Annotated in this window: 10 protein-coding genes; 6 read left to right on the top strand and 4 right to left on the bottom strand. The window is 60.9% G+C overall.

The window, feature by feature from the left end:
* Positions 1-280: 280 nt before the first annotated feature.
* Positions 281-2,083: an FAD-dependent oxidoreductase gene (locus HZA03_02370; GenBank protein ID MBI5636795.1), complete on the top strand. Its 1,803-nt coding sequence runs from the start codon at positions 281-283 to the stop codon at positions 2,081-2,083.
* A 49-nt stretch (positions 2,084-2,132) separates the two neighbouring features.
* Complete coding sequence (locus HZA03_02365) at positions 2,133-3,062, top strand: cation transporter (GenBank protein MBI5636794.1); 930 nt, start codon at positions 2,133-2,135, stop codon at positions 3,060-3,062.
* A gap of 43 nt (positions 3,063-3,105) precedes the next feature.
* Here the strand turns inward: HZA03_02365 and HZA03_02360 are convergent, their stop codons facing one another.
* From HZA03_02360 to HZA03_02345, 4 genes are all read right to left on the bottom strand, one after another.
* Positions 3,106-4,452 carry a sigma-54-dependent Fis family transcriptional regulator gene (locus HZA03_02360; protein MBI5636793.1) on the bottom strand — a complete coding sequence of 449 codons (1,347 nt, stop codon included), beginning with the start codon at positions 4,450-4,452 and terminating at the stop codon, positions 3,106-3,108.
* Complete coding sequence (locus HZA03_02355; GenBank protein ID MBI5636792.1) at positions 4,445-6,316, bottom strand: GAF domain-containing protein; 1,872 nt, start codon at positions 6,314-6,316, stop codon at positions 4,445-4,447. Before HZA03_02355 ends, HZA03_02360 begins: the two co-directional genes overlap by 8 nt.
* Positions 6,316-7,176, bottom strand: a complete 861-nt coding sequence (locus HZA03_02350) for an HDOD domain-containing protein (protein MBI5636791.1) — start codon at positions 7,174-7,176, stop codon at positions 6,316-6,318. Before HZA03_02350 ends, HZA03_02355 begins: the two co-directional genes overlap by 1 nt.
* Positions 7,177-7,377: 201 nt before the next feature.
* Positions 7,378-9,105 carry a BatD family protein gene (locus HZA03_02345; protein ID MBI5636790.1) on the bottom strand — a complete coding sequence of 576 codons (1,728 nt, stop codon included), beginning with the start codon at positions 9,103-9,105 and terminating at the stop codon, positions 7,378-7,380.
* 255 nt (positions 9,106-9,360) lie between these two features.
* Between HZA03_02345 and HZA03_02340 the strand changes: the two genes are divergently transcribed.
* The 4 genes from HZA03_02340 to tuf all read left to right on the top strand — a co-directional run.
* Positions 9,361-9,774 carry a 30S ribosomal protein S12 gene (locus HZA03_02340; GenBank protein MBI5636789.1) on the top strand — a complete coding sequence of 138 codons (414 nt, stop codon included), beginning with the start codon at positions 9,361-9,363 and terminating at the stop codon, positions 9,772-9,774.
* Between the two features lie 12 nt (positions 9,775-9,786).
* Positions 9,787-10,257 (top strand): 30S ribosomal protein S7, encoded by a 471-nt coding sequence (gene rpsG / locus HZA03_02335; GenBank protein MBI5636788.1) that lies wholly within the window; start codon positions 9,787-9,789, stop codon positions 10,255-10,257.
* Positions 10,258-10,266: 9 nt separating this feature from the next.
* Positions 10,267-12,375, top strand: coding sequence for an elongation factor G (fusA, locus tag HZA03_02330; GenBank protein MBI5636787.1), 2,109 nt, complete (start codon positions 10,267-10,269; stop codon positions 12,373-12,375).
* A gap of 25 nt (positions 12,376-12,400) precedes the next feature.
* A partial coding sequence (tuf, locus tag HZA03_02325; GenBank protein ID MBI5636786.1) for an elongation factor Tu occupies positions 12,401-13,581 on the top strand: 1,181 nt, incomplete at its 3' end.

Here is a 13,581-nt window from a genome sequence, read left to right as displayed (position 1 = left end):
CCGCTATGCGCTTCTTGAAATCGCATGAGTAACACCTCCTGCCCGAACATCGTCTTTCTCATAAAACGCCTCCATGGACGTTTTATATAACCGGACAGGTAATGTGCTCCTACACCGGACGGTTAATGTGCTCGCAACAACGCCATGCGAGGGGACTGGAAAAACGGGCGCAAAGCGGCTTTAATAGAGTGCGGAGGATTGAGCGGGCCGGTTTCCGCGGCGTGTGCGCGGCAGCGCGGACCGGGGATTCTGTTTTTTAACCATCACGATGGAGCAGACAATGGAAAACCGTTACCGGATCATGGCGCGTGTCCCCCAGGGCCAAGGGGAAATACCCGAAGTGGTGCGCGTGAAAACCGCGCCCGATAAAGTTCACTTTTGCTCCGATCCCGACATCGAGTGGTACAAGGACAACGTCCCCTGCCGCCGGGCCTGCCCGGCCGACACCCGCATACCGGAATATATCGATGCGGCGGCGCGCGGCGATTATGACAAATGCTACGAAATAAACTTGATGGACAACGTTTTGCCGCACGTCCTGGGCCGCGTCTGCGCCCACCCTTGTGAAAACGCTTGCCGCCACGGTTTTCCCGGCATGGGGGACGCCGTTTCCATCTGCTGGCTGAAGCGCGGCGGCGCCGACTATAAAAAGGATGCGCCGAAACTTACACCGGCCGCCGCCACCGGGAAAAAAGTGGCCATCGCCGGCAGCGGCCCGGCGGGACTGGCGCTGGCGATGGATCTCGCGCTTTGGGGACATAAAGTGACCATCTATGAAGGGATGCCCCAGGCCGGCGGCATGCTCCGCTACGGGATTCCCCGTTTCCGCCTGCCGGAAGCGGAACTGAACGAGGAGATTGACCGGATCGGCGACTTGGGCGTCACCATCAAGACCAACCGCTGGGTGGGCGAGGATCCCACGCTGGACGGGTTGCGCAAAGACTACGACGCGGTGGTGATGGCGGCCGGGAGCATGGTGCCGGCGAAGCTGAACGTGCCGGGGGACGACGCCAAGGGGATTGCGTACGGCCTTGACTTCATGGCCCAGGTGAACAGCGGCAAAATCAAGGCGGTCGAGGGGCATGTCATGGTGCTGGGCGGCGGTTACACCGCGATGGACTGTTCCCGCTCCGCGTTGCGGCTGGGCGCCTCCAGGGTGACGGTGGTCTACCGCCGCTCGCGCAACGAGCTGAAAGTGGACGAACGCGAAATGCGCGAGACCTCGATGGAGGGGGTCGACTTCCAGTACCTCATGTCCCCCATCGAAGTGAAAAAAAACGCGGCCGGCGAAGTGGACGGCGTTGTTTTCAGCCGGATGCGGCTGACCGAACCCGGTCCCGATGGCCGCCGCCAGATCGTGCCCGTGCCGAACGCCATCGTATCCATGAAATGCAACATGGTTATCGCCGCCATCAGTCAAAGCCCGGACATGGCGTTGCCCGGCCCCGGCTTCACCGTGGACCGGGAGAATTTCACCACGAACCTGCCAAAGGTCTACGCCGCCGGCGATTACATCAGCGGTCCGCGCGACATAATCTCCGCCATCGGCAACGCGCATAAAGTGGCCCGCGCCATCGACCGGGCGCTCATGGGCCGCGGCCGCCACGGCGAAAAGACCGCCAGCACCGTCTGGCGGCAGACCGAACTGGGAAGTTACAAGGAGTGGAAAACGGTCAAGGGGAATGTCTTCGACCTCATCCCGCGCCAAGACATACCGGCGTTGGATCAAGCCGCGCGGCAGCACAAAATGGCCGAAGTGGATTTGGGTTACAACGAAGAAGAGGTGTTCTGGCAGGGGCAGCGTTGCTACCTCTGCAACCTCAACGTGCAGATAGACGGCAAGATGTGCATTCTCTGCTACAACTGCGTGGACGTCTGCCCCTACAACTGCATACTCATGTTGCAGCAGGATTACGTCCGCGTCCGTCCCAACGGCGGCGAACCGGTGGCGGAAAACAAGGGGTTCACCTACATGGTGATGGACGAAACAAACTGCGTCCGCTGCGGGCTTTGCATCGACGCCTGCCCGGTCCCTTGCATGGGAATGGAAAAAATCGAAGTGGAAAACACCTTCACCCCGTAATACGGCTGCGGGGGGCGGCACCACGCCCCCCTTTTTTTGGGGCGGCAACATGGAACATGGCGGACACCATCACCCCCACGCGCATCCCCATGAAGGGGGAACCGGGCGCGCGGCATCGGATACCATTCGCACCGCGTTTTTTCTGAACCTCTTTTTCACCTGCTTTGAAATCGGCGGCGGGTTCTACACCAATTCGCTCGCCATTTTTTCCAATGCCGTGCATGACATGGGCGATACCTTCGGCATTGGCCTCTCGTGGTACATGGCGCGGATGGCGGGCCGCGAACGAACCGGCGCGTACTCCTACGGTTACGGCCGTTTTTCGCTGTTGGCGGCGCTGGCAAACGGCGCGCTGCTTACCTTCGGTTGCGTCATCATCTTGGCCCACGCCGTGCCGCGCATCCTGCATCCGGAGCCGTCCAACGTTTCGGGGATGTTGCTCTTCGCCGTTGTGGGCGTGTTGGTGAACGGCGCGGCGGTCCTGCGCCTGAAAGAAGGAAGGACGATGAACGAGCGGGTGGTGATGTGGCACCTCATTGAGGATGTGCTTGGGTGGCTGACGGTGCTGGTGGCGGGAGCGGTGATGCTTGTCAAGGAGATGCCGGTGATTGACCCGCTGCTCGCGGCGGTCATCACGTTGTATGTGCTGTGGAATGCGCTCAAAAACCTGCGGCGCACCGGCATCCTTTTCTTGCAGGGAGTGCCGGAATCGGTGAGCCTCCCGGCGCTGGAAGAGCGCATCGGGAGTCTGGAAGGAATATGCGGCCTGCACGACCTGCACGTCTGGAGCATGGACGGCAGCTACCACGTCGTCAGCCTGCACGTCATGACGCAAACACCGCTGACGGCGGCGGAGGTGGCGGAACTCAAAGGGCGCATCCGCGCCGTCACCCGCGAAAGCGGCATCGAACACGCCACCATCGAGGTGGAAACCACCGGCGCCGAGTGTTGTCCCCCAAGCCCGCGGGGCATGCGGTAAAATGCGTTTCCCGCCCGCGGCTTCGTTATTCGCCGCTCCACGATCAGCCGTTCTTGCCGCCGGTCTTGTATTGGCCGATTTTGCGGTACAGCTTCGGGCGGCTGACACCCAGGATGCGTGACGCGCGGGAGATGTTGCCGCCGCAGGCGCCCAACACATAGAGGATATGTTCCTTCTCCACTTCCGCGAGCGACATCAGATGGCGCAGTTTGCTCCCCTTGGATTTTTTTTCCAGCGAAAGCGGAATGTCTTTGGCCTGAATGGTTTTTTTGGAGGCAAGCAGCGCCGTCCGTTCCACCACGTTGTTCAACTCGCGCAGGTTGCCCGGCCAGTCGTATTTCAACATGGCGTTCACCGCCTTGACGCTGAACTTTTTATCGTTATTGCCGGTTTTTTTCAGGAAGGCGTCGATCAGCTCCGGAATGTCTTCTTTGCGTTCGCGCAGCGGCGGCATCTGGAGCGTGACAATGCCCAGCCGGTAATAGAGGTCTTCGCGGAACATTTTTTTGAGGGTCAGATCGCGCAGATCGGCCTGTGTGCCGGCGATAACCCGCGCGCTGCCGCCGATGTCGCTGTTGCCGCCGATGCGCTGAAAGGCGCCGGATTCGAGAAAGCGGTGCAGCTTGACCTGCGTGGAGGGGTGAAGACCCTCGATATCTTCGAAGAAGATGGTGCCGCCATCCGCCATTTCCAGCCAACCCTCTTTTTTTCCCCCCGCGCCGGTGAAGGCCCCTTCTTCGTGGCCGAAAAGCTGGGGTTCCAGTATGCCGTGCGGGATGGCGCCGCAACTGACGGTGATGAAGGGGGCGTCTTTGGGCATGCCCGCCTGATGGATGGCGCGGGCGGCGTATTCCTTGCCGGTGCCGGCTTCCCCCGCGACAAGAACCGGCGCGGGGGTGTTGGCGATTTTGCCGATCAGTGCGCGGATATCGCGCGCCTTTTCGCTTTTACCCACGATTTCGTGGTGGACGCCATGCAGGCCGATGCGGCTTTTCAGGCGCATGTTTTCCAGCGCCAGCATTTTCTTTTCGTACGCCTTGCGCACGATTATTTCAAGCTCGTACAGCTTGGTCGGTTTGACAAGGTAATCGTAAAAGCCGAGTTTCATGGCCTCGATGGCGTTGTCGATGGTGGCCTGCCCGGTGAGCGCCACCGCCTCGAACTGCGGCTGGGTTTTCCGGATGGCGCGGAACAGGTCGATGCCGTCCATCCCGGGCATGCGGATGTCGATGATGCCGACGTCGAATTCCTGTTTGGCCGCAGCGGCGAGCGCATCGTCCCCGCTGGCGCAGCCGGCGACGCTAAACTCATGCCGGGAGAATCGCTCCACCAGGAGGTCGCGTAGCGGTCCTTCGTCGTCCACCACTAACAGATTTATTTTTTCAGACATTTTTTGGTTTCCTCTGTGCGGAATCGCCGCCGTCACGGCTCTCAATGGGCAGCAGCACGGTGAAAGCGGTTTTTCCTGGGCGGGATGCGGCGGTGATGCGCCCTCCCAATTTTTGGACGATGCGGTATGAAATGGAAAGCCCCAGGCCCGTCCCTTTGCCCGGTTCTTTCGTGGTGAAAAAGGGGTCGAAAATCTTCCCCATAAGTTTTTCCGGAATGCCATCGCCCCCATCAATGACGGTGATTTCCAGTATGCCGCCGCGGCGGCGGGCGGAGACGGTGATGGCGCCGTTTTCCCGCGAGGCATCGGCGGCGTTGTTGAGCAGGTTGATCATCACCTGCACGATCTGGTTTTTATCGGTGCATATTTCGCCGTTGAGCGCGTTTCCCCGCAGTATCGTGGAAATTCCGCGGGCTTTCAGGCGCGGCCACACCATTGTCACGGATGTTTCCAGCAGTTCCCGGATATTGTGCGCCGCGATGCGGGTGGCGCGCGGCGTGGAAAAATCGAGGATTTCCTGGGTAATGTGATGGGCGCGCTGGGCGCTCTCCGCGATCAAGTCCAGCGTTCGGATGAGTGTGGTCTTGCCGGGAGACTCCCCCTTCAGGATGCGGTCTTTCAGGTCCTCGGCGTAGCCGGCGATGATGGCTAGGGGGTTGTTTATCTCGTGCGCCACGCCCGCCGCGAGTTCGCCCAGCGCGGCCAGCTTCGCCGCCTGGATCAATTCGTTTTGCGCCGCTTTCAGTTCCGCCGTGCGGCGCCGCACCTCTTCCTCCAGATCGTGCGAATAGTTCCGCAGTTTTTCGTCCAGCAGCGCCCGCTGGGTGATGTCGCGCATGGTTATGTGGATGACCGGCCCCGCCGCCAGCGGGATCAGGCTTGCGCCGATGCTCGCCGGCGTTCCCCGCTTGCCGCGGGTGGCGCGCAATACGGTTTCCACGGTGATTGGCGCATGGCTGGCCGGCGCGCCGGTTCCCAGATTCTTCAAAATGACCGGCGCGGCATCCGGCATCATGGCGGCGATGTTCCGTCCGGCCCAAGCGGCCGGTTTCCGGCCGGTCAGGACGCCCGCGGCGGCGTTGCATTCCCGTATCGCGCCGTCCCGGCCGGCGATGACGACCCCCTCCGAACCCTGCTGCATCAGGGCGCGGTATTTGCCTTCGGAGTTGCGCAGCTCTTCGGTGTGCTTTAACACGGCCTGTTCCAGTTCCTCATTGAATTTGTGGATGCGGGCGAAGAGCCGGATGTTGTTGAACGCAAGCGCCGCGTGGTTGACGATAAGGCGCAGCATCTGCTCGTTTTCCCGCGAGAACTGGCCGATGTCCGGGTGCGAAAGGTTCAGCACTCCGATGACAGTCCCTTTTTCGCCGGAGATCGGCGTGCAGAGCAGCGAGCTGATGTTCTTGAGCCGGCCGGGAATTTTTTTGAAGTGCCGGTCCTCGGCGGTGTTTTGCACCAGCATCGGCTTGCCGGTTTTCGCCACCATGCCGGCCACGCCGCTGCCGATGGGGATGCGGGGGGCTTTGGGATCGGCGGCGTCGAAGAAGCGGGGCGCGTGATCCGTTTGCCCTTGTGCGGCACGGAGTATCAGATGCCCGCCACCGTCCGCCAACAGCATCACGGAACAGTTTTCAGCCGTCATCTCGGAGGTGATAATGTTCACCAGGCTTTCGCAGACCGCCCGTTCGTCCAGATTGTTGCTGATGGAGTCGCCGATGCGGCGGAGGATCGAGAGCTCCTTCACCTTTTCGGCGAAGCGGGCGTTGGCCTCGGCCAGCGTCCGGGCGAACATCTCGCGTTCGCGCACGGCGGTTGCCAGCCTGCGCCGGAGGCTGGCGGAGGCGCTGGCGGTTTTCTCATTCATCACAAATCCCCAAACTGCTCGATCAGTTCTTTTTGGTCCCGGGTTTCTTTCAGCGCTTCTTCCAGCATTGGCGTGGTGATATGCAGCGTCTTCATGGCGCCGCGGTCTACTTTTGGCAGTCGGGCGTCTCCGCCGGAACCGATTTTGAGCTTGCGGCAGATGACATCGGCCAAGTGTACGATGGCGGCAAGCCGCTGGTATGTGGCGGGGGCTTTCTCAAGGTCGTGATGGAAGCCCACCGCGTTCACCACCGGCAGCGGCAGCTGCCATTTAAACAGCAGAATTTGGCCCGCTTCGGCGTGATCCAAACCCAGGACTTCCCGTTCCGCTTCGAGGATCAGTATGTTTTTGTCCTCGGCCTTTTCCGCCACTTCGCGGAATTCGGCGGAAAACTGGGTGTCGAACACCACTTTGCCCACGTCATGCAGAAGGCCGGCGACAAACGCTTCGTCGGCATCCCCGTGGCCGATTTTTTGCGCGATCAGCTTCGAGGCGGTGGCCACCCCCAGCGAGTGTATCCAGAGCGCATTGCGGTCAAAAACCTCTTTTTTCCCGCCGCGCGGTTTCGTCTTAAAGATGGAGGTTCCCAGCGCGATGCTTTTCACGGTGCCGAAGCCCAGGATCACCACCGCCTGGTGAACCGACGTGATCTTGCGGGGAAAGCCGTAAAACGCCGAGTTCACGAGTTTGAGGATCGCCGAAAGGATCGACTGGTCTTGTTCGATCAGGTTGGCCAGTTCTTTGGGCGAGGCATCCTGGCCGTCGAGCATCTCCACCATCTTGGTTATAACCGCTGAAAGGGTCGGCAAATCCTGAATGTTCTGGATGGTAATCCGCCGCCTGCTTTTATCAACTTTCAATAGCTGCTCCTTAAGTTGTCTTGGTGGTCATGTAACGGTAACTTACCATATGTAATAAAACCGGCACACCAAAAAAACAACAGGCCGTTTTTTCCGCTTTGATTGTTACGGAGGGAGACAGAACGGGATGAAGCTGCCGCGTACGGAATACCTACTTATTGGGTAGTGGCGCTCCGCTTCGGCGGAAGCATCCGCTTTTCCCTAATTCTTTATTGTCATCGCTATTGTCAGTGCCTTTTTAGCCCGTTCCAGGAGGGCGGCGGGATTTTCAAAAACGCCGGGGGAGTAGCGGGCGTCGAAACAGACCTGTAACACCGAGAGGCATTCCCGGTAACGTTCCCGCGTTTCCGGCGGCAGGCGGCGGGCGATGTCATCCGGCGTGACCGCCGACGGGGGAATATTCAGCCGGTCGGAGAGGTAGCCGCGAACGGCATGCTCCACCGCGCCAAGGAAGGCGGCGGTATCATTTCGCCTTAAAAGCTCTTCCGCCGCCGCCAGCCGCTCGCGGGCAAGCGGTTCGGCCCGCAACGCATGTGCCGCGCCGCTGTCGCGGCGGATTGCCAGGCGGCGGTTATGAAGAACCTTCGCGCCGATTGCCGCCACCATCAGCGTCGCCAGCAGCATGTAAAAAAACTGTCCCCGGTAAAATGGCGGTTCGTCCGCCGCGGCGGCGGATTTTTTCCCCGGCGCGGCCGGAGCGGCGGGTGTGGCGCTTCCCGCGGGAGCGGAGGCCACCGGCAGTGTGAGCGGCGCGGTTTTCGCCGTTTCGTAGGCGGCGGACGCGGGGTTGAAGAAGTCGATACTGAAGGGGGGGATGACAAGTGTTCCCTCTTTTCTCGGCACGATGATGTAATTGAAGGCGCGGCTTCCTTCGCTTCCGCGCGCGTCGCGGCGGAAGGAGTCTTTAATTTCCGGGTCGTACCGTTCCGCGTCGATGGCCGGATCCGCCGGTTTCGGGATGGCGTGCAACGCGCCGCGTCCCGATACCGTGACGGTGAGGGTGAGCGGCTGTCCCACGGCGCCGTTTTTTTGCGAGAGGGATGACGCGATGGAGAAACTCCCCACCAGTCCGCTGAAACCGGCCGGTTTCCCCTTTTCGGGAAGCGGCTTTACCTTTAGCGTCAGTTCGTTGCTTTTGATGCTCACCGGGGGCGAGAAGGGAGCCGGCTGGAATGAAACGGCGGCGGCGGGAATTGCCATATCCCCCGCCGCCAGCGGGTAGAGCAGCGTCCGCATTTCTGTCAGCACATAGCCGCGTCCTCCCAGCCGGGCCGGTTTCGTTTCGTGCCGCTCGCCCTCGTCGGGCTGTTCAATCCACGCGTTTTTAAGCGTGGGCGGCGCGAAGTTGATGTTGGAAAAAACATCGGCTCCCCGGTAGAAGGCGAGGGTGTAGACCGCTTCTTCCCCGGCCCATACCGCCGTTGGCGTAATGCGCGCCTGAAGGATGAAATCGTCTTTGCGGTTGCTCCGCGCGCCGAACGGGGAGGGGAGGTTGAACATGCCGGGAGGGTGTTGTGCCGGCCCGCCTCCGCCTTGCGTGGTTTCCACCGTTACCGTGCCGGAAAGGTAGTTGGTTCCCCCCACCGGCACTTTTGCGCGCAGGGTTGCCGTCTCCCCCGCCTTTTTGGGGCGGAGCGTGTAGCGCCAGGTTGCGGCGCGGGTGATGTTCATGTTGACGATGGAAAGCTGCTCCCCTTTGCTTGTGCCGAGCAGATCGAAATGCTCCATTCCCTCGATGGCCGGTTCCCCCACGGAAGAGGATCCGGCGCCGCTGACGGAGAGCTGCAGTTCAAGGGTGTCGTCCAGCCCCACTTTGTTTTTGTCGGCGGAAAGGGATAGCCGTGGCTGATCCGCCGCCGCGGCGGATGCGGTCGCGGGCGGCGCCGCCAGCAGGGCAAGCAGGGCGGCGAACAGTAAACGTTTGGTCATCGGCTATTCTTCCAGCTTTCCGGTTGTTGGGTGACGGGCATCATTGTATACAATACTATCCCGGCTTTTGCACCTGTTTGCACCTATAGACGGGCATCGGTTTGCGGCTGTTGTAAGGCCGGTCCGGGGGCGGGGCCGAAAAAACTTATAAAAAAAGTTTGACATTACGGCCCGGTCTGCATAGAATCCTTTTTTCTTTTTAGAAGTCGCGCACATACCGCGTGATGGAGGAAAGACTTAGGAGGAACCGTTATTGTGCCGACTATTAACCAGCTTGTCCGTCATGGACGGGAAAAACTGAACTATAAGACGAAGAGCCCCGCGCTCACGTCGTGCCCGCAGCGGCGCGGCGTCTGTACCCGCGTGTACACCGCCACGCCCAAAAAGCCGAACTCGGCGCTCCGCAAGGTGGCGCGCGTGCGGCTCACCAACAAGTACGAAGTGACGTCCTACATTCCGGGCGTCGGCCACAACCTCCAGGAGCACTCCATCGTCCTGATCCGCGGGGGCCGCGTGAAGGACCTCCCCGGCGTGCGCTACCACATCGTGCGCGGCACGCTGGATACCCAGGGTGTCGATGCCCGGAGGCAGTCGCGTTCGAAGTACGGCGCGAAGCGGCCGAAAGCCGCCGGCGCCGCGGATGTCAAAAAGGGCGCAAAGAAGAAATAAAGGGGATAAGGTATGCCGCGCAGAAGAAGAGTCATTAAACGGGAAATCCTCCCGGATCCGATTTACAACGACGTGCTGATCACCCGCACCGTCAACGCCATCATGATCCAGGGGAAGAAGAGCCCGGCCGAAGGGCACCTCTACGGCGCCCTGGAGATCGTTAAGGAAAAAACCGGCAAGGATCCGCTGCCGATTTTCAAAAAGGCGGTGCAGAACGCCCGCCCGATGCTTGAAGTGAAGTCGCGCCGCGTCGGCGGCGCCACCTATCAGGTGCCGGTCGAGGTTGCCCCCGCGCGCCAGACCAGCCTGGCGGTGCGCTGGCTCATCAGCATGGCCCGCGACCGCGCCGAGCGCGGGTTCACCAACCAGCTCGCCTCCGAGATCATGGACGCCGCCAACGGGGCCGGCGGAGCAATCAAGAAGAAAGAAGACACCCACAAGATGGCGGAGGCGAACAAGGCCTTCTCCCATTACCGCTGGTAAAAAATAATCATGGCCAGAATCACTCCGCTTGAGCGTTACCGGAACATAGGGATCGTCGCCCATATCGACGCGGGCAAGACCACCGTCACGGAACGGATACTGTTTTACACCGGCGTGACCCACAAGATCGGCGAAGTGCATGACGGCACCGCCACCATGGACTGGATGGAGCAGGAACAGGAGCGCGGCATCACCATCACCTCCGCCGCCACCACCTGCTTCTGGAAAAACCACCGCGTCAACATCATCGATACCCCCGGCCACGTCGATTTCACCGTTGAAGTGGAGCGCTCGCTCCGCGTTCTCGACGGCGCGGTCGGCGTGTTCTGCGCCGTCGGCGGCGTGCAGCCGCAGTCTGAAACCGTCTGGCGCCAGGGCGACAAGTACCATGTCCCGCGCATCGCGTTCGTCAACAAGATGGATCGCGTCGGCGCCGACTTCTTCAACGTCGTCCATGAGCTGAAGGACAAGCTTGGGCACACCCCGCTGGTTCTCCAGCTTCCGATAGGATTTGAAGAAGCTTTCACCGGCATCGTCGACCTCGTCAAGATGAAGGGGATTATCTACACCGCCAACGACGTGCTCGGCTCCACCTTCGAAATCGTCGACATCCCCGCCGACCTGAAAGCCCAAGCCGAGGAATACCGCGTGAAATTGCTTGAGACCGTCTGCGAAGCGGACGATGCCCTTATGGGCCGTTACCTCGAAGGGGATACCGATTTCACCGAAGCGGAGATCAAGGAAGCCATCCGCAAGGGAACCGTCGGTTTCAAGTTTGTGCCGATGATCTGCGGCTCCGCCTTCAAGAACAAAGGGGTGCAGGCCCTGCTTGACGCCGTCACCGATTACCTTCCCTCGCCGATGGAAGTCAAGCCGGTCGCCGGTACGTCCATGGATTCGGAAACCGAAATGCACCGCGTCGCGTCGGATGACGAACCGTTCGCCGGCCTCGCGTTTAAGATCATGACCGACCCGTTCGTCGGACACCTGACATTCGTGCGCGTCTATTCCGGCATTCTTGCCGCCGGCACCTACGCCTATAACTCGACCCGCGGCAACGGCCACCGCGAGCGGATCGGCCGCCTCCTCCAGATGCACGCCAACAAGCGCGAGGATATAAAAGAAGTCCGCGCCGGCGATATCTGCGCGGTGGTGGGGCTGAAAAACACCCTCACCGGCGATACGCTCTGCGACGAAGCCAACCAGATAGTTCTTGAAAGAATGATATTTCCCGAACCGGTCATCTCCATCGCCATCGAGCCGAAGTCGAAGGCCGAGCAGGACAAGCTGGGCACCGGCTTGGCCAAGCTGGCGCAGGAAGACCCGACTTTCCATGTGAAGGTGGATCAAGAGACCGGCCAGACCCTTATCGCCGGCATGGGCGAACTCCACCTTGAAATCATCGTCGACCGCCTGCGGCGCGAATTCGGCGTCAACGCCAACGTGTCGAAGCCGCAGGTTGCCTACCGCGAAACCATCAAGAAGAAGGTGGAGCAGGAGGGCAAGTTCGTGCGCCAGACCGGCGGCCGCGGCCAGTTCGGCCACGTCTGGATCACCGTCGAGCCCCTTGCGGCCGGCGAACACTACAAATTCAACAACAAGATCGTCGGCGGCGTCATCCCGAAAGAATTCATCCCGGCCGTCGACAAGGGGATCCGCGAGGCCCTCGAAGGGGGCGTCATCGCCGGCTTTCCGATGATCGACGTTTCCGTCGATCTCATCGACGGCTCGTTCCACGAAGTCGACTCGTCGGAAATGGCGTTTAAAATCGCCGGTTCCATGGCTTTCAAGGAAGCGTGCAAAAAGGCGAACCCGGTTCTGCTGGAACCGATCATGGACGTGGAAGTGGTCGTGCCGGAACAGTACATGGGGGACGTGATAGGCAACCTGTCGTCGCGCCGCGGCAAAATCATGGAAATGACAAACCGCGGGAACGCCCGCATCGTCCGCGCCGAGGTGCCGCTGGCCGAAATGTTCGGCTATTCCACCGACGTGCGCTCGATGTCGCAGGGGCGCGCGACCTACACGATGCAGTTCAAGAAATATTCGGAAGTGCCCAAGCAGGTGAGCGAAGAAATCATCGCCAAGCACGCCGGAACAGAAAAAGCGAACGCGTAAAAGCTTTCTAGGAGGAGTGTAAGCCATGGCGAAAGAGAAGTTTGAGCGGACAAAGCCGCACGTTAACGTCGGCACGATCGGCCACGTCGATCACGGCAAAACGACGCTGACGGCGTCGATCACGGAAGTGCTGTCGAAGAAGGGCATGGCGGAATACATTCCGTTCGACCAGATCGACAAGGCGCCGGAAGAACGCGAGCGCGGGATCACGATAGCCACGGCCCACGTCGAGTACAACTCCGATAAGCGGCACTACGCGCACGTCGACTGCCCCGGCCACGCGGACTACGTGAAGAACATGATCACGGGCGCGGCGCAGATGGACGGCGCGATATTGGTGGTGAGCGCGGCGGACGGCCCGATGCCGCAGACGCGCGAGCACATTCTGCTGGCGCGCCAGGTCGGCGTTCCGTACGTGGTGGTGTTCATGAACAAGTGCGACCAGGTCGACGATCCGGAGCTTTTGGATCTTGTGGAGCTGGAAGTGCGCGAGCTTTTGACGAAGTACAAGTTTCCGGGCGACATCACCCCGGTTATCAGGGGTTCGGCGCTGCAGGCGATGAACAACCCGGAGGATCCCGAGAAGACGAAGTGCATCTGGGATCTGCTGGCGGCGCTTGACAGCTATGTGCCGGAACCGAAGCGCGAGATCGACAAGCCGTTCCTGATGCCGGCGGAGGACGTGTTCTCCATTTCCGGGCGCGGGACGGTGGTGACGGGGCGTATCGACCGCGGGATCATCAAGGTCGGCGAAGAAGTCGAGATCGTCGGGCTGCGCGACACGCAGAAGACGGTGGTGACGGGCGTCGAGATGTTCCGGAAGCTTCTGGACGAAGGGCGCGCGGGCGACAACGTGGGCCTTTTGCTGCGCGGGACGAAGCGCGAGGACGTCGAGCGCGGGCAGGTGCTGTGCAAGCCGGGGACGATCACGCCGCACAAGAAGTTCAAGGCGGAAGCGTACATATTGACGAAGGAAGAGGGCGGCCGCCATACGCCGTTTTTCAACGGGTACAAGCCGCAGTTTTATTTCCGGACGACCGACGTGACCGGTTCGGCGGCTTTGCCGGCGGGCGTGGAGATGGTGATGCCGGGCGACAACGTGACGATGATAGTCGAGCTCATTCACCCCATAGCGATGGAAAAGGAACTCCGGTTCGCCATCCGCGAAGGGGGCCGCACCGTGGGCGCGGGCGTCGTCGTCGAGAT

Source organism: Nitrospinota bacterium (assembly GCA_016217735.1).
GTDB lineage: Bacteria > Nitrospinota_A > UBA7883 > JACRGQ01 > JACRGQ01 > JACRGQ01.
This window is presented reverse-complemented; position numbering and strand designations above follow the sequence as displayed.